Source organism: Streptomyces sp. NPDC030798 (genome assembly GCF_055572275.1).
In genome coordinates, this window is record NZ_JBVIDR010000021.1 from 67346 (window position 1) to 91267 (window position 23922).

Sequence of the window (23922 nt, forward strand, 5' to 3'; positions counted from 1 at the left end):
CCGCGAGGGGCGTTCAGCTCGCCATGATGAGGCTCATCGCCTCGTTCCGCGTCGCCGCGTCCCGCAGCTGACCACGCACGGCCGAGGTGATGGTCTTCGCGCCCGGCTTACGGATGCCGCGCATCGACATGCACATGTGTTCGCACTCCACGACGACGATCACGCCGCGGGGCTCGAGAATCTCCATCAGGGAGTCCGCTATCTGCGTCGTCATGCGCTCCTGCACCTGGGGGCGGCGGGCGTAGACGTCCACGAGACGGGCAAGCTTGGACAGCCCGGTAATTTTGCCGGAAACGGACGGAATGTATCCGACGTGGGCAACCCCCCTGAAAGGCACCAGGTGGTGCTCGCAGGTCGAGTACACCTCGATGTCCTTCACGAGCACCATCTCGTCGTGCCCCAGGTCGAACGTCGTCGTCAGGACGTCCTCCGGCGCCTGCCACAGACCCGCGAAGATCTCCCTGTACGCCCGGGCCACCCGTGCCGGCGTCTCGCGCAGGCCCTCGCGGTCCGGGTCCTCGCCGACCGCGATCAGCAGCTCCCGTACCGCGTTCTCGGCGCGCTTCTCGTCGAACTCGCCGATGGTGCCCTCGCCGTCCAGCGTCACCGGGTCGGTCATCTGGTTCCTCGTTCCTGTACCTGCCACGCGTGGGGCCACGTGCTCTCTTCCGCGGGCATATGAAAATGCCGCGCCCCCCAGGCTAGAACCTGGGGGGCGCGGCAATCATTCCGGGCCTTGTCGGCCGGAAACGGTCAGCTCTCGGAGCGGTCCTCCGGGGTCTGTTCCGTGACCGGGGCCGACTCCGCGGCCGTGGACTTGGCCGTGCTGATCGCCGCCGTCGCACCGTTCGCGCCGTTGGTCAGTGCCAGCTCCTTCGGGGAGAGCACCGGCGGGCGGGTGGACGGGGTGCGGCGGGAGGAGCCGGTCCAGGCGGGCCGGGGCGGGCGCTTGACGATGGGGGCGAAGATCTCGGCGATCTCCTCCTTGCCCAGGGTCTCCTTCTCCAGCAGCTGCAGGACGAGGTTGTCGAGGACGTCGCGGTTCTCGACCAGGATCTCCCAGGCCTCGTTGTGCGCCGTCTCGATGAGCTTCTTGACCTCTTCGTCGACCAGCGCGGCGACCTCTTCCGAGTAGTCGCGCTGGTGAGCCATCTCACGTCCGAGGAACGGCTCGCTGTTGTCGCCGCCGAACTTGATGGCGCCGAGCCGCTCGGTCATGCCGTACTGCGTGACCATCGCGCGGGCCAGGTTGGTGGCCTTCTCGATGTCGTTCGCGGCGCCGGTGGTCGGGTCGTGGAAGACCAGTTCCTCGGCCGCGCGGCCGCCCAGCATGTATGCGAGCTGGTCGAGCATCTCGTTGCGCGTGGTCGAGTACTTGTCCTCGTCGGGCAGGACCATCGTGTAGCCGAGGGCGCGGCCGCGGGACAGGATCGTGATCTTGTGGACCGGGTCGGAGTTCGGCGAGGCCGCCGCGACCAGAGCGTGGCCGCCCTCGTGGTACGCGGTGATCTTCTTCTCCTTGTCCGACATGATCCGGGTCCGCTTCTGCGGGCCCGCGACCACGCGGTCGATCGCCTCGTCCAGCGCCCTGTTGTCGATCAGCTTCTGGTCACCGCGGGCGGTGAGCAGCGCTGCCTCGTTGAGCACGTTCGCCAGGTCGGCACCCGTCATGCCGGGGGTGCGGCGGGCGACGGCGGCGAGGTCGACGTCGTGGGCGACGGGCTTGCCCTTCTGGTGGACCTTGAGGATCTCCAGGCGGCCCTGCAGGTCCGGCGGGTCGACCGCGATCTGGCGGTCGAAGCGGCCGGGGCGCAGGAGGGCCGGGTCGAGGATGTCGGGCCGGTTCGTCGCAGCGATGAGAATCACACCGCCCTTGACGTCGAAGCCGTCCATCTCGACGAGGAGCTGGTTCAGGGTCTGCTCGCGCTCGTCGTGACCGCCGCCGAGGCCGGCGCCGCGGTGGCGGCCGACCGCGTCGATCTCGTCGACGAAGACGATCGCCGGGGCGTTCGCCTTGGCCTGCTCGAAGAGGTCGCGGACACGGGAGGCACCGACACCGACGAACATCTCGACGAAGTCGGAACCGGAGATCGAGTAGAAGGGCACTCCGGCCTCGCCGGCGACGGCGCGCGCGAGGAGCGTCTTGCCGGTGCCGGGGCGGCCGTAGAGGAGCACGCCCTTGGGGATCTTGGCGCCGACGGCCTGGAACTTGGCCGGTTCCTGCAGGAACTCCTTGATCTCGTGGAGTTCCTCGACGGCCTCGTCGCAGCCGGCGACGTCGGAGAAGGTCGTCTTCGGGGTGTCCTTGGTGATGAGCTTGGCCTTCGACTTGCCGAAGTTCATCACCCGGGAGCCGCCGCCCTGCATCTGGTTCATCAGGAACAGGAAGACGACCACGATGAGGACGAAGGGCAGCAGGGAGAGCAGGACGCCGACGAACGGGTTCTGCTTGGACGGCGAGACCGTGTAGCCGTCCGGAATCTGCTTGTCCTGGAACTTGGTCTGCAGCGTGCCGGCGATGGTCACGCCCTGGTCGCCGATGTAGCTCGCCTGGATCTTCGAGCTGCCGTCGACCTTCTGACCGTCCTTGAGCGTGACCTTGACGGTCTGCTCGTCACCGGTGGTGAGCTTGGCCGACTGGACCTTGTTCTCGTTGATCGCCGCAACGACCTGGCCGGTGTCCACCGTCTTGTAGCCGCCGGACGAGCCGACGACCTGCATCAACACGACCACGGCAAGGACGGCCAGCACGATCCACATGACCGGCCCACGGAAGTATCGCTTCACGTCCATCCATACGGAGCGGTGCCGCCCCGTCCCTCCTGCCATAGTGAGTTTGATAAGACAGTTCTTCTGACGGTACCCCAGCATTGTTGCCCGAAGCCGCACGGAGCGGCACGGACGGCAGGCAATCCCGTCTCTGCATGCTCCAACGCGGAGAAACCCGCTGGGGTTCCCGATCGTCTTACAAGGGCTCGCCCTGTTGGCTCAGCCGCCGTAGACGTGAGGCGCGAGCGTACCGACGAACGGCAGGTTTCGGTACTTCTCGGCGTAGTCGAGGCCGTAGCCGACGACGAACTCGTTGGGGATGTCGAATCCGACCCACTCGACGTCGATGGCGACCTTGGCGGCGTCGGGCTTGCGCAGCAGCGTGCACACCTTGAGGGAGGCGGGCTCGCGCGAGCCGAGGTTGTTGATCAGCCAGGACAGGGTCAGGCCGGAGTCGATGATGTCCTCGACGATCAGGACGTGCTTGCCCTTGATGTCGGTGTCGAGGTCCTTGAGGATGCGGACGACACCGGAGGACTGGGTGCCCGCGCCGTAGGAGGACACGGCCATCCAGTCCATGGTGACGGGGGTGGACAGCGCCCGGGCGAGGTCCGCCATGACCATCACGGCGCCCTTGAGGACACCGACGATGAGCAGGTCCTTGCCCGCGTACTCCGCGTCGATCTTCGCGGCCAGCTCGGCCAGCTTCGCGTCGATCTCTTCCTTGGTGATGAGTACCTGCTTGAGGTCGGCACCCATGTCTTTCGCGTCCACCCGCATCACTTTCGGTCGTCCCGCACTTACGGCCGCTGGTACGGCCTCCGGCCGGCTCGGGCCCGCCGGAGGGTTTCTCCGAGGGGCGCGGCTCAGCCCTGCCGAATCACCAGTCTGCCACCCTGGCGCTGGGCGACGACTTTGCCCGGGAGATTGATGGCTCCCTGGCCGCGCCAGCCGGTGATCAGCCGGTCGACTTCCTCGATGTGGCGGGCGAAGAGGGACCCGGCCGGGGCGCCGGCCTCGATGGCGGCGCGGCGCAGGATGCGGCGGCGCACGGCGGGCGGCAGGGCGTAGAGCTTGGCGCACTCCAGCAGGCCCGCGGCGTCGCGCACGGAGGCCTCGGCCTGGCTGGCCCAGGCGTCGAGGGCGTCGGCGTCGTCGCGGGAGAGCTGGGCGGTGCGGGCGAGGGCTTCCACGACTCCTTTGCCGAGGGCCTTCTCGAGGGCGGGCAGGCCCTCGTGGCGCAGGCGGGAGCGGGTGTAGGCCGGGTCGGCGTTGTGCGGGTCGTCCCAGACCGGCAGGGACTGGACCATGCAGGCCTTGCGGGCGGTCTGCCGGTCCAGGTGCAGGAAGGGGCGCCGGTAACGGCCGCCGGCCCCCGAGACCGCGGCCATGCCGGACAGGGAGCGGATGCCGGAGCCGCGGGCGAGGCCGAGCAGGACGGTTTCGGCCTGGTCGTCGCGGGTGTGGCCGAGGAGGACCGCGGCGGCGCCGTGGCGAACGGCGGCGGCGTCGAGGGCGGCGTAGCGGGCGTCCCGGGCTGCTGCCTCGGGGCCGCCTTCGCGGCCGACACGCACGGCGACCGACTCGGCGGGGTCGAGGCCGAGTCCGCGCAGCCTGAGGACGACTTCCTCGGCACGCAGGTCGGAGCCGGGCTGGAGGCCGTGGTCGACGGTGATGCCGCCGGCGCGGATGCCGAGTTTGGGGGCCTCGAAGGCGAGGGCGGAGGCGAGCGCCATGGAGTCGGCGCCGCCGGAGCACGCGACGAGGACGAGCGGGGAGGGCGGCCGCTCGGCCGGGGTGCCCTGGTCGGGGGCGCGCCGGGTGTGTCCGGGGTGTTCGTCGGCGGGGCTGTGGTCGGTGAGGATGTCGTGGAGGACGCGGCGGACCGCCAGGCGTATCGCCGCGACCGCAGGATGGGGACCCATGTCCGGTTCCCTTCATGAAGTTTTCGGGGGGTGAGCCCGAGGTCGGTCACTCAGAGTGTGTAGATGGTGACAGAAGCGGGCCGTTCCCCGAGCATTGCACGCCTACCCCTGGCTCACGGTCCCTCGGACGGGTGATTGCAGGGGCGTCCGCCTGCCGTCGGCCGGATTCGTTTCACGCCCGCCGTACGTCCTTCACGACTCGGGCTTGCGGTGCACCCGTGCGACCCAGTCCGCCGGTTTGGCGATCTCCGCCTTGGTGGGCAGGGTGTTGGGGGAGGTCCACACGCGGTTGAAGCCCTCCATGCCGACCTGTTCGACCACGGCGCGCACGAACCGTTCGCCGTCCCGGTACTGCCTGAGTTTGGCATCCAGACCCAGCAGCTTGCGCAGGGCGAGGTCGAGGCGGGAGGCACCCTTGGCGCGGCGCTGCTGGAACTTCTCGCGGATCTCGGAGACGGTCCGTACGACATCTGGACCCACTCCGTCCATGACGAAGTCGGCGTGGCCCTCGAGCAGGGACATCACGGCGGTGAGACGGCCGAGGATCTCGCGCTGGGCCGGGGTCTGGACGAGTTCGACGAAGGAGCGTCCGCCGTCGTCCTCCTCGCCCTCGGGGCGGCCGCCGGCGAGGGACTGCGCTGCTTCCCGGACGCGTTCGAGGACGGTCATCGGGTCGACGTCGGTCTCCGCCAAGAACGACTGGATTTCGCCCTCGAGGTGGTCGCGGAGCCAGGGCACGGCGGTGAACTGGGTGCGGTGGGTCTCCTCGTGGAGGCAGACCCAGAGCCGGAAGTCGTGCGGCTCGACGTCGAGTTCGCGCTCGACGTGGACGATGTTGGGGGCGACGAGGAGCAGGCGGCCGCCGCCGTTCTCGCCCGCGGGGAGGTCGCGGCCGGCCGGGGCGAAGGTCTCGTACTGGCCGAGGACGCGGGAGGCCAGGAAGGACAGCAGCATGCCGAGTTCGACGCCGGTGACCTTGCCGCCGACGGCGCCGAGGACGGCGCTGCCGGGGTTGCCGCCGCGCCGTTCCTGCATCTTCTCCAGGAGGGGTTTGAGGATCTCCCGGAAGCCGGCGACGTTGGCCCGGACCCAGCCGGGGCGGTCGACGACGAGAACCGGGGTGTCGTGGGTCTCCTCGGTGCCCAGACGAGTGAAGCCCCGGACGTGTCGCTCCGAGGCTTTCGCGTGCCGGCGCAGCTCCGCGACGACGGCCCTGGCCTCGTCGCGGCTGACCTCCGGGCCCGGTCGTACGAGCCGTGTCGCGGTCGCCACCGCGAGGTTCCAGTCGACCATCCCGGGAGATGCGGTGCCACCGAAGCTCGTCATGTGTCAACCGTACGTGAGCCTCCCCACTTGGGGCAGGCCGTGTGGGGGGCGGGGCGGCGGGAGGGCCGTGGGCCGGCGGCTCAGTCGCAGCCGCAGCCCGCCAGGGTCGTCGCCGTCCTGTCCAGGGCCGACTGGGCCGCTGCGGCGTCGGTGGTGTCGGAGGCGAGGAAGGCGAAGGCCAGGAGGTGGCCGTCCGTGTCGACCACGGTGCCGGCCAGGGTGTTGACGCCGGTGAGGGTGCCGGTCTTGGCGCGTACGACGCCGGCCGCGCCGTCGGTGTAGCGGTGGGTCAGGGTGCCCGTGAAGCCGGCGACGGGCAGGCCGGTGAGGACCGGGCGCAGGCCGGGGCGGGCGGGGTCGCCGGCCGTGACGAGCAGGGCGGTCAGCAGGTTCGCGGTGAGCTTGTCGTTCCGGTCGAGCCCACTGCCGTCGTGGAAGGAGGCGCCGGCCAGCGGCAGCCCGAGCTTGCGGAGCCGGGCGGCGATGGCCTGGGCACCGCCGGCGAAGCTGCCGGGCCGGCCGCTGGCGAGCGCGGTCTGGCGGGCCAGGGCCTCGGCGATGTCGTTGTCGCTGTTGGTCAGCATGCGCTCGACCAGCGCCGACAGCGGGGGCGAGGAGACGGTGGCGAGGGTCTCCGCGCGCGTGGAGGCCTTGGAGGGGCCGGGGGCCGTGGTCTTCACGCCGGCGGCCCGGAGGAGGCCGGCGAACGTGTCGGCCGCGGCCTTCGCCGGGTCGCTGACGCGGGTCGCCGGGCCGCCGGCGGAGTCGTCGGTGCGGCCCTCGTCGGCGACCAGGGCGCTCACGGGCGCGAGGTTGTCGTTCACACCGATGGGGTGCAGTGACGGCCCGGAGAAGAGCGTGGTGTCGTACGACAGCGTGACCTTGTGGATGCCGCGCTCGGTGAGCGCGGCGGCGGTGTCGGCGGCGAGGGCGCGCAGGTCGGCCCAGCCCCCGGCGTTCTTGCGGGCGGTGAGGGTCGGGTCGCCGCCGCCCACGAGGACCAGTTCCCCGGTGTCGGGTTCGAGGGCGGCGCGGGTCGTGAACCGGTGGTCGGGGCCGAGCGCGGACAGGGCGGCGACAGCGGTGGCGATCTTGGTGGTGGACGCGGGCGTGAAGGGCTTGTCGGCGCCGGCGCCGTAGAGCCGCTTGCCGGTGCTGACGTCGACGACGGCGGCCGCGTGGCCGCCGGGGAGCGCGGGGACGTCCAGGAGGGGCCCCAGGACGTCCGTGAGGGCCTTCTCGGCGGGCGGGGCCTTCTTGGTGCTGACGGTGCCCGTGGCGCTGCCCAGGCCCGCCAGGACGGCCGCGGCGCTCGGTGCGGGCGCGGGTGCCCGTGCCGCCGTACCGGCGCCGTGATCTGTGCCACCCGGCCGCTCCAGGGCAGCGGCGCGGTCCCGCTCGGCCGTACGCTGACCGTTGGCGTCCCAGGGCCCGGCGGCGGTCACCACACCGGCGGCGAGTGCCAGCCCGGCGGTGGCGGCGCCCGCGGTGTACTGCCAGGTCCTCACGGTCCGCGGACGACGCAGGTGGGCACGCGGGGACCGGACGGCTCGGGCCAGCCGCGCGACCCGCGGCCTCGCGGCCGTCGCGGCGCGGGCCAGCCGCGGTCGTACGGCGTTCGCGATCCGCTCCACCTGCGGTCTCGCGGCTCGCCAAGGCCCGAGCTCTGGCACGACCACCAGCCCCTTTCGCGATCACACACCTGCGTGAGGGACACTTAATCACCAGAACTATGTGTTGATCATGGAGGAGCCACCGGTGGAGTTCGACGTCACGATCGAGATCCCTAAGGGTTCGCGGAACAAGTACGAGGTGGACCACGAGACCGGTCGGATCCGCCTGGACCGTCGTCTCTTCACCTCGACCGCCTACCCGACCGACTACGGCTTCGTCGAGAACACCCTCGGCGAGGACGGCGACCCGCTGGACGCGCTGGTCATCCTGGACGAGCCGACCTTCCCGGGCTGCCTGATCAAGTGCCGCGCGATCGGCATGTTCCGCATGACGGACGAGGCCGGCGGCGACGACAAGCTGCTGTGCGTCCCGGCGACGGACCCGCGTGTGGAGCACCTGCGTGACATCCACCACGTGTCGGAGTTCGACCGCCTGGAGATCCAGCACTTCTTCGAGGTGTACAAGGACCTGGAGCCCGGCAAGTCGGTCGAGGGCGCCAACTGGGTGGGCCGTACGGACGCCGAGGCGGAGATCGAGCGGTCGTACAAGCGCTTCGAGGAGCAGGGCGGTCACTGACCCCCGCGCTCGGTACGGGCCGTACGCGCACGCGTGCGGCCCGTTTGCGTGTCCGCTGTGCGTGCATGCGCATACTGAGGCTTACGTGAGGTGTCGTGCAGGGAGCGGTGCGAGGTGACGGAGGCGGAGGACAGCAAGCCCCGGTCGGACGAGGCGCGCTACGACCCCGAGATCACGTCCGAGTTCGCCGTCCCGGTGGGCCTGGAGCTGTCCCGGGTGGTGGCCGGGCCGGAGACCACGTCCGAGTTCGCCGTACCCGAGGGCCTGCAGGCGCCGCAGCCGTCGAGCGCCGAGCCGGAGGGATCGGCGTTCACCCCGCCGCGCACCTACAGCGCCAAGGACGCCCCGGCCGCGTTCACCCCGGCGACCGGCATGCCGGCGGTCAGCCTGGTCAAGGACGCGCCCTGGCAGGACCGGATGCGCACGATGCTGCGCATGCCGGTGGCCGAGCGGCCGGCGCCCGAGCCCGTGCAGCGGGCGGAGGAGGGCGTGCCCGCGATCCCGCGCGTGCTCGACCTGACCCTGCGCATCGGTGAACTGCTGCTGGCCGGCGGTGAGGGCGCGGAGGACGTGGAGGCCGCGATGTTCGCGGTGTGCCGGTCCTACGGCCTGGACCGCTGCGAGCCGAACGTCACCTTCACGCTGCTGTCGATCTCCCACCAGCCGTCCCTGGTGGAGGACCCGGTGACGGCCTCGCGCACGGTGCGGCGGCGGGGCACCGACTACACGCGGCTGGCGGCCGTGTTCCGGCTGGTGGACGATCTGACCGACCCGGAGACCCATGTCTCTCTGGAGGAGGCCTACCGGCGGCTGGCGGAGATCCGCCGCAACCGGCATCCCTATCCCGGCTGGGCGCTGACCCTGGCGAGCGGGCTGCTGGCCGGTGCGGCCTCGGTGCTGGTCGGCGGTGACCTGATCGTGTTCGTGGCGGCTGCGGTGGGCGCGATGCTCGGCGACCGGCTGGCCTGGCTGTGCGCGGGGCGCGGGCTGCCGGAGTTCTACCAGTTCACGGTGGCCGCGATGCCGCCCGCGGCGATCGGCGTGGCGTTCGCACTGGCCCAGGTCGACGTGAAGGCCTCCGCCGTCGTCACCGGTGGGCTGTTCGCGCTGCTGCCCGGGCGGGCGCTGGTGGCGGGCGTCCAGGACGGCCTGACGGGCTTCTACATCACCGCCTCCGCGCGCCTGCTGGAGGTCATGTACTTCTTCGTCGGCATCGTCACCGGCGTGCTGATCGTCCTGTACTTCGGCGTGAAGGTCGGCGGCAAGCTGAACCCGGACGCGGCGCTGGGCATCAACGAGCGGCCGCTGGTGCAGATCGCGGCGTCCATGCTGCTGTCGCTGACGTTCGCGGTGCTGCTCCAGCAGGAGCGGTCGACCGTGCTGTGGGTGACGCTCAACGGGGGTGTCGCCTGGTCGGTCTACGGCGCGATGCACTACCCCGGGGGCATCTCGCCGGTGGCCTCCACGGCGGTGGCGGCCGGGCTGGTCGGGCTGTTCGGGCAGCTGCTGTCGCGGTACCGGTTCGCGTCGGCGCTGCCCTACACGACGGCCGCGATCGGGCCGCTGCTGCCCGGGTCGGCGACCTACTTCGGGCTGCTGTCCATGGCGCAGAACGACGTGGACAAGGGGCTGGTGTCCCTGGCGAAGGCGGCGTCCCTGGCGATGGCCATCGCCATCGGGGTGAACCTGGGCTCGGAGATCTCCCGGATGTTCCTGCGGATCGGCTCCGCCGGGAAGCGCAGGGCGGCCAAGCGGACCCGGGGGTTCTGACCCCCGCGCCCCTGTCAGCGGTTGCGGTGGTCGTAGGGGTACTGCCCCTGGTGGTACTGGTTCTGGCCGTACTGGCTCTCGTCGTACTGCTGCTGGGGGTGCTGCTGCGGATACTGCTGCTGGTGCGGGTACTGCTGGTGCTGGTCGTAGTACTGGTTGTCGTAGCCGCCCTGGTCCCAGTACTGCTGCTCCTGCTGGGCGCCGTACGGCTCGTTCGGGTCGATGCGGCGCAAGCGGGTCGTGGCGTCGTCCATGACCGGCGGCGCCGGGCGCGCGGCTTCCGGTGCCGGCTGCGCCGCCGCCTTCTTGTTCTTGCCGCGCGCGCGGAGGAACTCGATCGCGACCGGGACCACGGAGACGAGGACGATCAGGATGAGGATCGCCTCGATGTTGTCCCTGACCAGCTTGTGGTTGCCCAGCCAGGAGCCGAGCAGGGTGACGCCCGCGCCCCACAGGACGCCGCCGATGATGTTGAACACCACGAACGAGCGGTACCGCATGCCGCTGACGCCCGCGATGATCGGCGTGAACGTACGCACGATGGGCACGAAGCGGGCGAGGATCAGGGACTTCGGGCCGTACTTCTCGAAGAACTCGTGTGCCTTGGTGACGTTCTCCTGCTTGAACAGGCGGGAGTCCGGGCGGTTGAACAGCGACGGGCCGACCTTCTTGCCGAACATGTAGCCCGCCTGGTCGCCGAGGACCGCGGCGAGGCAGATCAGGGCGATCGCGCCCCACAGCGGGAAGTCCAGATCGCCGGACGTGATGAGCAGACCGCACGTGAACAGCAGCGAGTCACCCGGCAGGAAGAAGCCGATGAGCAGGCCGGACTCGGCGAAGACGATGAGCAGCAGGCCCCAGACGCTGTACGTCTGGAGCAGGTGGTCGGGATCCAGCCAGCTCGGGCCGAGGGCGAGTGTCGTCACGAGTCCGGGCTCCTGAGGGGGTGAGGCGGCTACGGCGGCTGACGTCGATGAGTGCCGCACAAAGCTATCAACGCGGGCCGACCGCCCCAGGTTCCACCGAGGTCTCCGGGATGCGCTGTGGGAGGACGGGGAGAAAGCTGTGACTCATGGGACTCGACGACTACGGCGGCGGCCAGGGGCCCCGGCCGGACGTGCTGGTGGTGACGACCAACGACGTGCCCGGACACCGGGTGGAGCAGGTGCTCGGCGAGGTCTTCGGGCTGACCGTGCGCTCGCGGCATCTGGGCAGCCAGATCGGCGCCGGGCTGAAGTCGATGATCGGCGGCGAGCTGAAGGGGCTCACCAAGACGCTCGTGCAGACCCGCACGCAGGCCATGGATGTGCTGGCGTTCCGCTTCGACGTGACGGAGGCCGCCGACGCCGGCACCGAGGTGTGCGCGTACGGCACGGCGGTGGTCCTGGCCCGGGAGTGAGCGCCGGGCCCACCCGGGCCAGGACCGGTCAGGAGGTGTGCCGGTCGGCGTTGGCGAGGATCGCGGCCCGCAGGTGCACGGCGAGATCCGGCCCCATGGAGTCGTAGTACGCCTTGAAGCGCTCGTCGGAGACGTACATCTCCGCGAAGCACCGGTGCATCTCGTAGGGGACCGCGAAGAACCAGCGGTTCATGTGCTGCCGGTGTTCCTCGGCCATGTCCATGGCCGCCTCGCCGGTCGGCTCCTCCCCGGCGGCCACCAGGGCGGCGTAGCGCTCGCCCCAGTCGTCGACCTCGTCCTTGATCCGCTTCCAGTCCTCCTTGGTGTAGCGGGCGGCGCGGCGCTGGGACTCGGCCCATGCCTCGGTGCCGCCCCAGCGCTGCTCGGCCTCCTGGGTGTACCCCTCGTTGAACGGGTCCTTGTCGCCGAACACCTCGAACCGCTCCTCCGGCGTGAGGTTGATGCCCATCGTGCGTGCCTCCATGGCGTGCTCCACGGCCGCGGCCATCTTCTGCAGCTTCTCGATCCGGGCGGTCAGCAGTTCGTGCTGGCGGCGCAGGTGCGCGCGCGGGTCCGCGTCCGGATCGTCGAGCAGGGCCGCGACCTCCTCGAGCGGGAAGCCGAGCTCCCGGTAGAACAGGATCTGCTGGAGCCGGTCGAGGTCGGCGTCGTTGTAGCGCCGGTGGCCGGCGTACGTGCGCTCGCCGGGCACGAGCAGGCCGATCTCGTCGTAGTGGTGCAGGGTGCGCACCGTCACGCCGGCGAACCCCGCGACCTGTCCCACGGAGTAGCTCACTGTTCCGCTCCTTGTCGTCGGTACGCCGTCCACGCTGAGGCCTCACGCGGCGTGAGGTGCAAGCCGGATTCGGTTCGGGATGTTGGGAGGGATTTGTCCGCTTATGGTGAGTCAGTGGCCCAGGAGACCGCGCAACAGGCGCCCCCGACCGCTCCCACGGCCCCGGCACGCGCGCTGCTGCCGTTCATCCTGCCCGCCGCGGTCGTGGGCGTGGCCGCGAGCCTCGTCTTCGTCGGCGTGAGCGTGGCCGCCGAGCAGCTCCAGCGGGTGCTGTGGGGCCCGCTGCCGGACGCGCTGGGAGTGGGCCGGTACTCGGCGCTCTGGGTGTTCGTCATGCTCATCGCGACCGGGATCGCCGTCGGGCTGGTCGTCTGGAAGGTGCCGGGGCATGCCGGGCCCGACCCGGCCACCCTGGGCCTGAACGCCCCGGTGATGCCGCCGCTCGTGCTGCCGGGCCTGGTGCTCGCCACCGCTCTGATGCTGGCGGGCGGCCCGAGCCTCGGCCCGGAGAACCCGATCATCGCGGTGAACGTGGGCCTCGCGGCCTGGCTCGGCGGGCGTTTCCTGCCCCGCCTGCAGGGAGCGCTGTGGCCGGTGCTGGCGGAGTCGGCGACGATCGGAGCGCTGTTCGGCACGCCGGTTGCGGCGGCGCTGGTCATCTCCGAGGCGCTGGCCGGGCGGCCGATGCGGGGGCGGCTGTGGGACAACCTGTTCGCGCCGCTGACCGCCGCCTCGCTGGGGTCGATGACGACCGAGCTGGTGTCCCGTCCGAGCTTCGACCTGAACCTGCCGTCCATGGGCCGTCCGGACGGCGGGGATCTGCTGGCCGCCCTGGTGATCACCTCGGTGGCGGCGGTGCTCGGCATGTGCGCCGTCTACGCCTTCCCCTACGTCCACCGGGCCTTCGGGCGGCTGCGGCACCCGATGCTGGTGCTGCCGGCCGGCGGGGTCGTCCTGGGGGCGCTGGGGGTCCTGGGCGGTCATCTGACGCTGTTCAAGGGGCTGGCGGAGACCACCGAGCTGGCGCGCCACCCGGAGGGCTGGTCGGCGGGGCAGTTCGCGACGATGGCCGTCGTCAAGCTGGCCGCGCTGCTGGTCGCCGCGTCCTGCGGTTTCCGGGGCGGCCGGATCTTCCCGTCCGTGTTCGTCGGCACCGCGCTGGGCCTGGGCGCCCACGCGCTCGTTCCGGCCGTCCCTCCGGCGCTGGGCGTGGCGACGTGCGTGCTGGGCATGCTCCTGGCGATCACCCGGCAGGGCTGGGTCAGCCTGTTCACGGCCGCCGTCCTGGTCGCCTCGCCCGCCATCATCGCCGTCCTGTGCATCGCCTCGCTGCCGGCCTGGCTGCTGGTGACGGGGCGGCCGCAGATGCAGTTGCGGGAGGACGGCACCCCGGTCCGCTGAATTCCTTCCCGGAAACCTTCTCTCTGGAGGCATGTCCATGGCCCTGCACAAAGGTCCCGCGAAACACCAGGAGCGGGCGCTGTCGGTCAACCCGTTCTACGGGGAGGCGAATCCGGTCGGCGGGATGGCCGAGGCCCCTCCCACGCACCGGCTCCCGGACGCCCCGCTGGCGCCGTCGACGGCGTACCAGCTGGTGCACGACGAGTTGATGCTGGACGGCAACTCCCGGCTGAACCTGGCCACGTTCGTCACCACCTGGATGGAGCCGCAGGCCGGGGTGCTGATGGGCGAGTGCCGGGACAAGAACATGATCGACAAGGACGAGTACCCCCGCACGGCCGAGCTGGAGCGGCGCTGTGTGGCGATGCTCGCCGACCTGTGGAACGCCCCCGACCCGGCGGCGGCCGTGGGCTGTTCGACGACCGGTTCGAGCGAGGCCTGCATGCTGGCCGGGATGGCGCTGAAGCGGCGCTGGGCCCAGCGCAACGCCGACCGCTATCCAGGAGCGCGGCCGAACCTGGTCATGGGCGTCAACGTCCAGGTGTGCTGGGAGAAGTTCTGCACCTTCTGGGAGGTCGAGGCGCGGCAGGTCCCCATGGAGGGCGAGCGTTTCCACCTCGATCCGCAGGCTGCGGCCGAGCTGTGCGACGAGAACACCATCGGCGTCGTGGGCATCCTCGGCTCGACCTTCGACGGGTCCTACGAGCCGATCGCCGACCTGTGCGCGGCCCTGGACGCCCTCCAGGAGCGCACCGGACTCGACGTCCCGGTGCACGTGGACGGTGCCTCCGGGGCGATGGTGGCGCCCTTCCTGGACGAGGACCTGGTGTGGGACTTCCGCCTCGCGCGCGTGGCCTCCATCAACACCTCCGGGCACAAGTACGGCCTGGTCTACCCGGGCGTCGGCTGGGCGCTGTGGCGGGACAAGGAGGCGCTGCCCGAGGAGCTGGTGTTCCGGGTGAACTACCTGGGCGGCGACATGCCGACCTTCGCGCTCAACTTCTCCCGCCCCGGCGCCCAGGTGGTCGCGCAGTACTACACCTTCCTGCGGCTGGGCCGGGAGGGCTACCGGGCGGTGCAGCAGTCGACCCGGCAGGTGGCGCGTTCGCTCGCGGACAGGATCGAGGCGCTCGGCGACTTCCGGCTGCTGACCCGGGGCGACGAGCTGCCGGTGTTCGCCTTCACCACCGCCGAGGACGTCACGTCGTACGACGTGTTCGACGTCTCCCGGCGGCTGCGCGAGGGCGGCTGGCTGGTGCCCGCGTACACCTTCCCGCCGGACCGGGAGGACCTGTCGGTGCTGCGGGTCGTCTGCCGCAACGGCTTCTCGCACGACCTGGCCGACCTGTTCGTCGACGACCTCACCCGCCTGCTGCCGGAGTTGCGCCGGCAGCCGCACCCCCTCACCCGGGACAAGGAGGCGGCCACCGGCTTCCACCACTGACCGCTCAGCGGTCCGGACGGGCGAACTTCCGCACCGCCGGCGGGAAGAAGACCGCCAGCAGGGCGAGCGGCCGGAGGACGGCCGCCCACAGGTGCCCCGGTTCGGCAGCGGAGCCGCCCAGCAGCTCGCGCACGGCCGTCGCCGTCCGGGACAGCGGGTTCCACTGGACGGCCGTACCGGGCCGGCCTCACCTGCCGGGAGCCCTCCGGGTCAGCGGGCGTCGCCGGGGTGCCGCTCCCCGGTCGCGTAGGGGTTCTCCTCGCCCTCGGCGAGGACGCCGACGAACGGTTCGCCCTCGCCGGCGAAGGTGTAGGCGCCGCTCTCCAGGCGGGCGACGAGGCCGTGGGTCCACGCGGCCTCGGAGTCGGCCGTGTGGACCCACATGTTCATGATCTCGCCGATGTGGCCGAGCGGTTCCGGCCCCTCCTCGGGCACGTAGTGCTCGGTGACCGAAGACCGCCAGGCCTCGATCCGGCGGATGCGCTCCTTCAGCAGGGTGACCGCCTCCGCCCTGGGGAGGTCGACCATGAAGCCGATGGCGGTCGCCTTCATGTCGCCGCGCTGGTCGAAGGTGACCAACGCCTCGCGCAGCAGGGCGAAGTACTCCTCGGTGCCCTTGCCGGTGAGCTCGTACTCGGTGCGCGGCGGGCCACCGGCCGTGGACGGCGCGATCTCGTGCGCGTGCAGCAGTCCCTGCTTGGCCATCTGCTTCAGGGCGTGGTAGATGGAGCCCGGCTTGGCGTTGGACCACTCGTGCGCGCCCCAGTACTCCAGGTCGCCCCGCACCTGGTAGCCGTGGGCCCGCCCGTGCTGGCGGACCGCCCCCAGCACGAGAAGACGGATCGCTGACATGCCGTCCAGGTTATGGCCGAGCCCCTGATCCGCCTGCTCCAGCCCTCAGTCGGCGCAGTACGGGCCGCGGCCCCGGTCTCACTCCTGGCCTGGTTCCTCCTCTTGTGCCTGGCCTCGCTCCAGGGCCACCAGCTCGAAGGCCGTCTTTCCGTCCAGGGACTCCCGGATGATGTCGGCGTGGCCGGCGTGCCGGGCCGTCTCGCGGATCAGGTGCAGGCAGAGCCAGCGCAGGGAGACACGGCCCTCCGGCGGGAACCAGGGGGCGGGCGGCAGCGGGAAGGTGTCGTCCAGGCTCGGCGCGGAGCGGATGTACTTCTCCGTCTCGGCGGCCACGTGCTCCCAGTGGGCGAGCTGGGAGGCCACGGTCTCGTCCCCGACCAGCTCGAAGCTCTCGTGCCAGGTGGACTCGTCACGCTGCACCTGCGGCGGCTCCTGCTTGGCCATGGCCAGCCAGCCCTGCTCGGTCTCGGCGACATGCTTGAGCAGGCCGCCCAAGGACAGCGCGCTCGCGCTGGGGCGCGTGCGGGCCTGCTCCTCGGTCAGCCCCAGCAGTGCCCGGCGGATGCCCCCGCGCTGCTCCTCGATGAACGCGAGCAGCGCTCCCCGCTCGTCCCCGCTCTTCTCCGCCGCCACGTGCGTGACCATGACCGGCCGCCTTTCGTCGCTCTCGGCTCGCTGCCTGACACCAAAGACGCTACGGGCCCTTGCGGTCAGGTTCTGTCCGCAAGGGCCCGGCGGGCGAAAAAAATCTTCAGCGGCTCAGAACGGGAAGCCGCTGCGTCCGTGCTGCACCGAGATCCACTTGATGGTCGTGAAGCACTCCAGCGCCGTATCACCGTTCAGGCGGCCGATGCCGGAGTGCTTCTCGCCGCCGAACGGGACGATCGGCTCGTCGTGCACGGTGCTGTCGTTCACGTGGAACATGCCCGTGTCGATCTGCTTGGCGAACGCGACCCCGCGCTCGATGTCACCGGTGTGGACCGCGCCGCTCAGACCGTACGGCGTGTCGTTGACCAGGCGCACGGCCTCCTCCTCGCCGTCGAACGGCACCAGGAAGACGACCGGTCCGAACACCTCCTGGCGCAGCAGCGCGGAGTCGGCGGGTACGTCGGTGAGCACGCTGGGTTCGACCAGGTTGCCGTCGGTGCCGCCGCGCACGAGAGCCGTGGCGCCCTCCTCGAGCGCCTGCTCGACGGCGCCGGAGATGGCGTTGGCCTGCGCGGAGTTGATCACCGGGCCGATGACGGTCTCCGGGTCGCGCGGGTCACCGACCTTGAGCGTCCTGACCTTGGCGACGAACTTCTCGGTGAACTCCTCGGCGATCGAGCGGTCCACCAGCACCCGGTTGGCGGCCATGCAGACCTGGCCCTGGTGGACGTACCGGCTGAAGACCGCCGCGTCGACGGCGTAGTCGATGTCGGCGTCGTCCAGGACCACGAGCGCGCTGTTGCCGCCCAGTTCGAGCACCGAGCGCTTGAAGTTGGCGGCGCAGACGGTGGCGACGTGCCGGCCGACCTTGTCGGAGCCGGTGAAGGAGATGACCTTCGGGACGGGGTGCTCGATGAAGGCGTCGCCGATCTCGGCGATGTCGGTGACGACGACGTTGAGCAGGCCGCCGGGCAGCCCGGCCTCCTCGAAGATCTTCGCGACCAGGGTGCCGCCGGCGATCGGCGTGTTCTGGTGCGGCTTGAGGACCACGCCGTTGCCCAGGGCGAGGGCGGGGGCCACCGACTTGATCGACAGCAGGAAGGGGAAGTTGAACGGGCTGATCACGCCCACGACACCCACCGGCACCCGGTAGACGCGGTTCTCCTTGCCGTCGGCCGGCGAGGGCAGGATCCGGCCCTCGGGGCGCAGCGCCAGATGGATCGACTCGCGCAGGAACTCCTTGGCGAGGTGCAGCTCGAAGCCCGCCTTCACGCGCGTGCCGCCCAGCTCGGCGATGATCAGGTCGGCTATCTCCTGCTCGCGCTCCTCTATCAGCCTGAGCGCCCGCTCGAGCACGGCACGGCGGGTGTAGGGATTGGTGGCCGCCCATTCCTTCTGCGCCCTGGCCGCCGCGCGGTAGGCCTGGTCGACCTCGTCGACCGTGGCCACGGTGATCGAGGCCAGCTTCTCGTCGTCGTACGGATTGAAGTCGATGACGTCCCAGGAGCCCGTGCCCGGTCGCCATTCACCGTCGATGTACTGCTGGGCCAGGTCGCTGAAGTAGGACGACATGTGATCCCTCAATCATTCGCAGAGGCCAGATCCCGGTCACGGTCTGATCACACGTCATCGTACTTGTGTTTCAAGAGAGTTGAAGGAGACCCCGGAGAAGATCCCGGCTCTCGTCCGGCCCCGGACTGTCCTGCTGCAGCTCCTTCAGCGCCTGCTCGTACTGGGCGACGTCCTCGCGCTTGTCCAGGTACAGCGCGCTCGTCAGCTGCTCCATGTAGACCACGTCGGACAGGTCCGACTCGGGGAAGCTGAGGATGGTGAAGGCACCGCTCTCGCCGGAGTGCCCGCCGAAGCCGAACGGCATGATCTGCAGCCGTACGTTGGGGCGCTGGGAGATGTCGATCAGGTGCTGCAGCTGGCCGCGCATCACCTCGCGGTCGCCGTAGGGCCGGCGCAGGGCGGCCTCGTCGAGGACGATGTGCAGCTCGGGCGCGTGGTCCGCCAGCAGGTGCCTCTGCCGCTCGAGCCGCAGTGCGACCCGCCGCTCGACGTCGGCCGCGCTCGCGCCCTTCATGCCGCGCCGGACCACCGCGCGCGCGTAGTCCTCGGTCTGCAGCAGGCCGTGCACGAACTGCACCTCGTAGACCCGGATGAGGGAAGCGGCGCCCTCCAGACCCACATAGGTGGGGAACCAGCTGGGCAGCACGTCGGTGTAACTGTGCCACCAGCCCGCCACGTTGGCCTCGCGGGCGAGGGAGAGCAGCGACTCGCGCTCCGCCTCGTCGCTGATGCCGTACAGCGTCAGGAGGTCTTCCACGTCCCTGGTCTTGAAGCTCACCCGGCCCAGCTCCATCCGGCTGATCTTCGATTCCGAGGCGCGGATCGAGTAGCCCGCCGCCTCGCGCGTGATCCCCCGTGCTTCACGCAGTCGCCTGAGTTGCGAGCCGAGCAGCATGCGCCGCACCACCGATCCGGGCTCTCCCGCGCTCACGTTCGCCAGCCTCCCCAACCGTCTTCAGGGGCCGAAGTCTGCCACTAAATCACTCCGAGCAGTACTCGTCCGGTTACGGAAACGGAAAGAGGTCGGCCGTTTTACGCAGCGAGAGGTCCGTACCTCTGGCATTCGGCCGATCCAACATGGCGGAAAAAATGGCCAAGAAGCGGTACGGGAACGGCCAATTCGGTCGCGTGCACGTGCATCTGCCCTTGCATCTGCTCTGCGCATCCGAAACCATGGTCCCGCGCCACCGCTGCATCGCAACGACCGCGAATTCCGGGAGTGCCTCGCATGGGGACGAATGGATCGACCATGCTCAAGCCGTTACGGCAGGGCCTTCCGCCGCTGGATCCCGCGGCCGTGTCCAGTGCCGCCTCCTGCGCCCTCCCCGCCCGGTACGAGGCGGTGCGCGAGGCCCGGCGCTTCACCCGCTGCACCCTGGACCAGTGGGACGTGGGCGACCGCTTCGACGACATATGTCTCGTCGTCTCCGAACTCGTCACCAACGCCCTGCGGCACGGTCTGCCGGCCGACGCCGGCTGCGCCGACACCCACTCCTCGGTGCGGCTGCACCTGATGCGCTGGACCGAGCGGCTGGTGTGCGCGGTGCGCGACCCCAGCCACGAGACGCCGACGCCGCGCGACTCCGACGACTTCTCGGCCGAGTCGGGCCGCGGGCTGTTCCTGGTCGACTCCTTCGCCGACGGCTGGGGCTGGCACCCGCTCGCGGGCACGCTGCAGGGCAAGGTGGTGTGGGCCCTCTTCCGGCTCCGGACGGCGGGCTGACACGGCACTTCCACCGTTGCCGTGCGGGGGCCACGACATCGTTGCCAAGGCCTTGCGCGGGGCGGCTGCGCGTGTGTCAGCTCGCTATGAGGTGGTCGAACTCGCCGTCCTTGACGCCGAGGAGCATGGCCTCGATCTCCGCACGGGTGTAGACGAGCGCGGGTCCGTCCGGGAAGCGCGAGTTGCGTACGGCCACCTCGCCGCCGGGCAGCCGCGCGAACTCCACGCAGGAGCCCTGTGAGTTGCTGTGCCTGCTCTTCTGCCAGGCCACTCCGTCCAGCTGCGTGGCAGCCATGCCGTTGTACACGTCGAACCCCCCGTACACGCCGTCAACGTCGCGGTCCACAGGTCGCTCCCCGATGGTGCACTGGCTGGTGTGGCCATGGATGCTGGTGTCAACCGAACCGGATCATAACCTTGTTCATGTGCGGATGCATGAGCAGATGCACGTGCACGAGGGGTGGTCCTGCGATTACAGCTTTGGCGTCGCCTTTAACGAAGGGCGACGCGAGCCCCCGTACACAGGGAGAGACGCACGCCGGGCCGTTCCTGTTCCCCCGAGCGCGCGGAATGGTCCAGTCCGCAACGAAAGGTCGGGGTGCGGGCCTGGCCGCGGTCGTCGTGGGGATGGCGCGAGCAGGCTCACACGGGATTCCCGCCCGGCGCCCCCGAGGCCTCCGGGGAACGGCTGGTAGCTTGCTGCGGTCCCTCCGGCCACGGGCGGCCGGCCACTGGAGCTTGGGAGCATGACGTGACTACGGCGACTGCAAGGGTGCGGATCGCGGCCGCGGCCGCGGGGCTGGTGGGCGCGCTCGCGCTGACCGCGTGCAGCGGAGGCGGCTCCCAGGACGACTCCTCCCCCACGGCCGGTACGACCTCGTCGCCCACCGCCGGGTCCACCAGCGCCGTGACGGGCTCCTCCGGCAAGCTCCAGGGCAGCTGGGTCACCACCAGCAAGGGCACCATCGTGGCCCTGGTGATCACCGGCAAGAAGGCCGGGCTCTTCGCGACCGGCGGCACCGTGTGCAGCGGCACCGCGGGCAGCGAGTCCGGCATGCGGATGATCCACCTGACCTGCAGCAACGGCAACAAGGACCGGGTCACCGGCATGGTCGACTCGGTGACCGGGGACGGCATGAAGGTGACGTGGTCCGGCAAGCTCGGCCAGGAGACGTACACCAAGGCCGAGGGCGGCAAGCTGCCGTCCGGTCTCCCGACGGCGATCAAGCAGTGAGGGCCGCCCACCTGAAGCGGTGAATTCCGCAGGGGTGCGTGATCCGGTCCCCGGCGCAGGGGCCATGATGCGGGGAGACCGTCACGACCTCGATGGGACCTGCTCATGCGCCTCATTCCGCTCACCGTCACCGCCGTCGCCGCCGCCCTCCTCCTGACCGCCTGTGACGACGGTGGCGGCGGCAAGAACGGCAAGAGCGGCTCCGCCTGCGAGATCGGCGGCGTGTTGGTGCAGGTCGGGTCGGCGAGTGTGGCCCCGGCCGCCGGGGACACGGGTGAGGTGCCGGTCAGCATCACCAACCAGAGCAGGCCCTGCACCCTGGACCACTTCCCCGGGGTGTCGCTGGGCTCGGGCGGCTCGCAGGTCTCGCTCGGGGCTCAGCAGGGCGCCAAGGCTCAGAAGCTGAAGCTCGCCAAGGGGGACTCGGCGTCGTTCAGCATCACGTACGTGCGCGGCAAGGCGGGCGACCAGGCCACTCTGGACGCGAGGACGGTGCGCATCAGCCTGCCCGGCTCCAAGGCCACGCGCACGTTCCCGTGGAAGTACGGCCCCGTCGCCGGCAAGGGGGGCACCGGCGCCCCGAACGCGTCCGTCAGCGCCTTCCAGCAGGTCGGGGACTGAGCGGGCCGGCCCTGGTGCCGCTCGGTCACCGGTGACCCGGCGCTCGGCCGAGGCGTGGGCGGGCGGTGACCTGGGCGTGGTCCGCCGCCCGGGCACCCTCCGTCCAACCCGCCGCGTCGCTCACGCCGCGCAACCGGGTCGTGGTGGTCTCCGGGAACATGCGCTCCAGCCGGTCGGTGACGGATATCTCCCGGGTGGCGAGGACCGGCAGCAGGTCCTCGGTCACCTGGGTCTCGGCCGCGGCGGCGAGGCGGTCGCCGACGCGGTGGGCGTAGGCCGCGAGGAACGACTGCCGGAAGGTCTTGGTGCGCTTGCGGCCGCCGGCCCGCTGGGCCGCCTCCGCCTTCGTCATCGCGTGCGTGGCCTGCACCAGCAGCGAGGTGTAGAGCAGTTCGACCGCCTCCAGGTCCGCCTCGAAGCCGACCACCGTGGAGAAGCCGAGCGGTTCGTTCCACACCGCGCGGCAGTGGTTGGCGGTGGCGACCGCGTCGAGCAGCACCGCCTTGGCCTGCTCGTACGGCGGCTCGACCCCGATACGGCAGGCTCCGGGCGCGTCCGGCGCGGGGGCGGCCGCGGCGAGCAGCGCCTCGTCGATGCTGTGCCGGGCCATCAGTTCCTGCGCCTTGGCGCTGAGCGCCTCCGCCTCCTCGGGGTATCCGGTCGCCTCGGCCTTGGCCAGCAGGGCGCGGATACGGCCGAGCATCCGGGAGACACCGGGCCGGGGATCGCGGCGGGGCTCCTCGAGGGTCTCCAGCGCGGGCAGGCGCAGCAGCAGACGGTACAGCTCAAGGACGGCGGTGGCGTGCGAGAAACGGTCCGTCGCGCGCACCGGCTCCCGGGGCAGGGCCTCGAGCTGGGCGGCCCAACGGGGCCCGCGCGGGCGGTCCTGCGAGGCCTGCTCACGGATCAGCGCCGCCGCCATCGGCACGTGCACGTCGTCCAGCTCCCGCCGTACGAGCCGTACGACATCGGCGGGCTGCCAGCCACGCTGCCAGGCCGTGGCCACGAACTGCGCGCCCCGGCGCCCGAGTTCGTCGTCCGCGGCGGGGTCGGCCGCGAGCAGGGAGGCGCCCGTGTCGAGGCCGGTGTCGGTGTCGTCGTACAGCGCGGCCCGGAAGGCCCGCTCGACGGTGCTGGCGGTGCTGGTCACGCTGTCGATCGTGCCACGCCCCGCTGACAGCGGGCCGGCGCCGTCCACACCCTGTGGACAGCCACTCCCCCGGGCCCGCGCGCGGACGCGCGCCGAGCACGAGGTAGGACTGTCAACCATCAGTTGACAGTGAGTGGGTGACAACCTACGGTTGACACATGGCGACCAACCCCACCATCACGGCATCCGTTCGCCTCGACGACCTCATCGAGGCCATCAAGAAGGTTCACTCCGAACCCCTCGACCAGCTCCAGGACGCGGTGATCGCCGCCGACCACCTCGGTGACGTGGCCGACCACCTGATCGGCCACTTCGTCGACCAGGCCCGCCGCTCGGGCGCCTCCTGGACCGACATCGGCCGGAGCATGGGCGTGACCCGGCAGGCGGCGCAGAAGCGGTTCGTGCAGAAGGAGTCGGCCGACCTCGACCTCAGCCAGGGCTTCAGCCGCTACACCCCGCGCGCGCGGAACGTGGTCATGGCCGCGCACAACGAGGCCGTGGCCGCCCGCAACGCCGAGGGCCGGCCCGAGCATCTGGTCCTCGGGCTGCTCGTCGAGCCGGAGGGCCTGGCCGCGAAGGCGATCACCGCGCAGGGCGTCCTGCTGGACTCCGTACGCCAGGCCGCGACCGCCGCGCTGCCGCCGGCCGCGGAGAACGTCCCCGAGCTCGTCCCCTACGGCCCGGACGCCAAGAAGGCGCTCGAACTGACCTTCCGCGAGGCCCTCCGGCTCGGCCACAACTACATCGGCACCGAGCACATCCTGCTGGCCCTGCTGGAGCACGAGAACGGCGAGGGCGTGCTCAGCGGCCTCGGCATCACCAAGGCGGCGACCGAGGAGTACGTCGGCAAGGTGCTGTCGCTGCTGCTGGAACAGAAGAAGGCGGCGTCGGACGCGGCGGAGGCCGCGACGGAGGATCAGGAGGACTGACACCGGGGCTGCAGCGGGCCGCAGTGGGGCCGACACCCTCGGACGGAACCACTGCGGCCGACACGGCTCCGGGCGCGGTGGCTCCACGGGCGGGGCGGAAACCCTCGAGCGGG

Annotated in this window: 23 protein-coding genes and 1 pseudogene; 9 read left to right on the plus strand and 15 right to left on the minus strand. The window is 70.9% G+C overall.

The genetic code is table 11. The features are described 5' to 3' along the window. Positions 1-13: 13 nt before the first annotated feature. The 6 genes from folE to dacB form a co-directional block, all read right to left on the minus strand. Positions 14-619 (minus strand): GTP cyclohydrolase I FolE, encoded by a 606-nt coding sequence (folE, locus tag ACZ404_RS34625; RefSeq protein WP_468446956.1) that lies wholly within the window; start codon positions 617-619, stop codon positions 14-16. A gap of 134 nt (positions 620-753) precedes the next feature. Further along, on the minus strand, positions 754-2793 hold the full coding sequence (gene ftsH / locus ACZ404_RS34630; RefSeq protein WP_468446958.1) for an ATP-dependent zinc metalloprotease FtsH: 2040 nt from the start codon (positions 2791-2793) through the stop codon (positions 754-756). Between the two features lie 195 nt (positions 2794-2988). Then, the gene (gene hpt / locus ACZ404_RS34635; protein ID WP_003999117.1) at positions 2989-3549 is read right to left on the minus strand and encodes a hypoxanthine phosphoribosyltransferase; all 561 of its coding nucleotides are present in this window, start codon (positions 3547-3549) and stop codon (positions 2989-2991) included. Positions 3550-3635: 86 nt separating this feature from the next. Then, entirely contained in the window at positions 3636-4694 is a 1059-nt protein-coding gene (gene tilS, locus ACZ404_RS34640; protein ID WP_468446960.1) for a tRNA lysidine(34) synthetase TilS, read from the minus strand. 192 nt (positions 4695-4886) lie between these two features. Further along, a complete protein-coding gene (locus ACZ404_RS34645) occupies positions 4887-6020 on the minus strand; it encodes a zinc-dependent metalloprotease (RefSeq protein WP_468446962.1) in 1134 nt (377 codons plus the stop codon). 80 nt (positions 6021-6100) lie between these two features. Then, on the minus strand, positions 6101-7699 hold the full coding sequence (dacB, locus tag ACZ404_RS34650; protein WP_468446964.1) for a D-alanyl-D-alanine carboxypeptidase/D-alanyl-D-alanine endopeptidase: 1599 nt from the start codon (positions 7697-7699) through the stop codon (positions 6101-6103). 79 nt (positions 7700-7778) lie between these two features. Here dacB and ACZ404_RS34655 point away from each other — a divergent pair, with 79 nt between their 5' ends. Together ACZ404_RS34655 and ACZ404_RS34660 are read left to right on the plus strand one after the other, a co-directional pair. Beyond that, a complete protein-coding gene (locus tag ACZ404_RS34655; RefSeq protein WP_055708033.1) occupies positions 7779-8270 on the plus strand; it encodes an inorganic diphosphatase in 492 nt (163 codons plus the stop codon). Between the two features lie 114 nt (positions 8271-8384). Continuing rightward, a complete protein-coding gene (locus tag ACZ404_RS34660) occupies positions 8385-10040 on the plus strand; it encodes a threonine/serine exporter family protein (protein WP_468446966.1) in 1656 nt (551 codons plus the stop codon). Positions 10041-10054: 14 nt separating this feature from the next. Here ACZ404_RS34660 and ACZ404_RS34665 read toward each other — a convergent pair whose 3' ends face one another. Next, positions 10055-10966, minus strand: a complete 912-nt coding sequence (locus ACZ404_RS34665) for a DedA family protein (RefSeq protein ID WP_468446968.1) — start codon at positions 10964-10966, stop codon at positions 10055-10057. A gap of 146 nt (positions 10967-11112) precedes the next feature. On the opposite strand from ACZ404_RS34665, the gene ACZ404_RS34670 reads away from it, so the two are divergent. Next, a complete protein-coding gene (locus ACZ404_RS34670) occupies positions 11113-11439 on the plus strand; it encodes a YbjQ family protein (RefSeq protein ID WP_468446970.1) in 327 nt (108 codons plus the stop codon). 28 nt (positions 11440-11467) lie between these two features. Here the strand turns inward: ACZ404_RS34670 and ACZ404_RS34675 are convergent, their stop codons facing one another. After that, positions 11468-12235, minus strand: a complete 768-nt coding sequence (locus ACZ404_RS34675; RefSeq protein ID WP_468446972.1) for a MerR family transcriptional regulator — start codon at positions 12233-12235, stop codon at positions 11468-11470. A 114-nt stretch (positions 12236-12349) separates the two neighbouring features. Between ACZ404_RS34675 and ACZ404_RS34680 the strand changes: the two genes are divergently transcribed. Further along, positions 12350-13636, plus strand: coding sequence for an ion channel protein (locus ACZ404_RS34680; RefSeq protein ID WP_468446974.1), 1287 nt, complete (start codon positions 12350-12352; stop codon positions 13634-13636). A 37-nt stretch (positions 13637-13673) separates the two neighbouring features. Next, on the plus strand, positions 13674-15080 hold the full coding sequence (locus tag ACZ404_RS34685) for a glutamate decarboxylase (RefSeq protein ID WP_468446976.1): 1407 nt from the start codon (positions 13674-13676) through the stop codon (positions 15078-15080). Positions 15081-15084: 4 nt separating this feature from the next. On the opposite strand, the pseudogene ACZ404_RS34690 reads toward ACZ404_RS34685, so the two are convergent. From ACZ404_RS34690 to ACZ404_RS34710, 5 genes and pseudogenes are all read right to left on the minus strand, one after another. After that, positions 15085-15258 (minus strand): annotated as a pseudogene (locus tag ACZ404_RS34690) (ABC transporter permease); the annotation flags it as partial. Positions 15259-15290: 32 nt separating this feature from the next. Then, positions 15291-15932, minus strand: a complete 642-nt coding sequence (locus ACZ404_RS34695; RefSeq protein ID WP_468446978.1) for a PadR family transcriptional regulator — start codon at positions 15930-15932, stop codon at positions 15291-15293. A gap of 78 nt (positions 15933-16010) precedes the next feature. Next, complete coding sequence (locus tag ACZ404_RS34700) at positions 16011-16577, minus strand: DinB family protein (protein ID WP_468446980.1); 567 nt, start codon at positions 16575-16577, stop codon at positions 16011-16013. A gap of 114 nt (positions 16578-16691) precedes the next feature. Further along, positions 16692-18152, minus strand: coding sequence for an aldehyde dehydrogenase family protein (locus tag ACZ404_RS34705; RefSeq protein WP_468446982.1), 1461 nt, complete (start codon positions 18150-18152; stop codon positions 16692-16694). Between the two features lie 70 nt (positions 18153-18222). Further along, positions 18223-19047, minus strand: a complete 825-nt coding sequence (locus ACZ404_RS34710) for a helix-turn-helix domain-containing protein (protein ID WP_468447042.1) — start codon at positions 19045-19047, stop codon at positions 18223-18225. A gap of 354 nt (positions 19048-19401) precedes the next feature. On the opposite strand from ACZ404_RS34710, the gene ACZ404_RS34715 reads away from it, so the two are divergent. Further along, positions 19402-19875 (plus strand): ATP-binding protein, encoded by a 474-nt coding sequence (locus ACZ404_RS34715; RefSeq protein WP_468446984.1) that lies wholly within the window; start codon positions 19402-19404, stop codon positions 19873-19875. Between the two features lie 76 nt (positions 19876-19951). On the opposite strand, the gene ACZ404_RS34720 is transcribed toward ACZ404_RS34715, so the two are convergent. After that, positions 19952-20221: a DUF397 domain-containing protein gene (locus ACZ404_RS34720; RefSeq protein WP_190016948.1), complete on the minus strand. Its 270-nt coding sequence runs from the start codon at positions 20219-20221 to the stop codon at positions 19952-19954. A gap of 405 nt (positions 20222-20626) precedes the next feature. Here ACZ404_RS34720 and ACZ404_RS34725 point away from each other — a divergent pair, with 405 nt between their 5' ends. Together ACZ404_RS34725 and ACZ404_RS34730 are read left to right on the plus strand one after the other, a co-directional pair. After that, positions 20627-21109, plus strand: a complete 483-nt coding sequence (locus ACZ404_RS34725) for a hypothetical protein (RefSeq protein ID WP_468446986.1) — start codon at positions 20627-20629, stop codon at positions 21107-21109. A gap of 105 nt (positions 21110-21214) precedes the next feature. Further along, entirely contained in the window at positions 21215-21730 is a 516-nt protein-coding gene (locus ACZ404_RS34730; protein WP_468446988.1) for a DUF4232 domain-containing protein, read from the plus strand. A gap of 25 nt (positions 21731-21755) precedes the next feature. Here ACZ404_RS34730 and ACZ404_RS34735 read toward each other — a convergent pair whose 3' ends face one another. Then, positions 21756-22880: a DUF2786 domain-containing protein gene (locus tag ACZ404_RS34735; protein ID WP_468446990.1), complete on the minus strand. Its 1125-nt coding sequence runs from the start codon at positions 22878-22880 to the stop codon at positions 21756-21758. 158 nt (positions 22881-23038) lie between these two features. Between ACZ404_RS34735 and ACZ404_RS34740 the strand changes: the two genes are divergently transcribed. Then, positions 23039-23809, plus strand: coding sequence for a Clp protease N-terminal domain-containing protein (locus ACZ404_RS34740; RefSeq protein ID WP_468446992.1), 771 nt, complete (start codon positions 23039-23041; stop codon positions 23807-23809). The last annotated feature ends 113 nt before the right edge of the window (positions 23810-23922 follow it).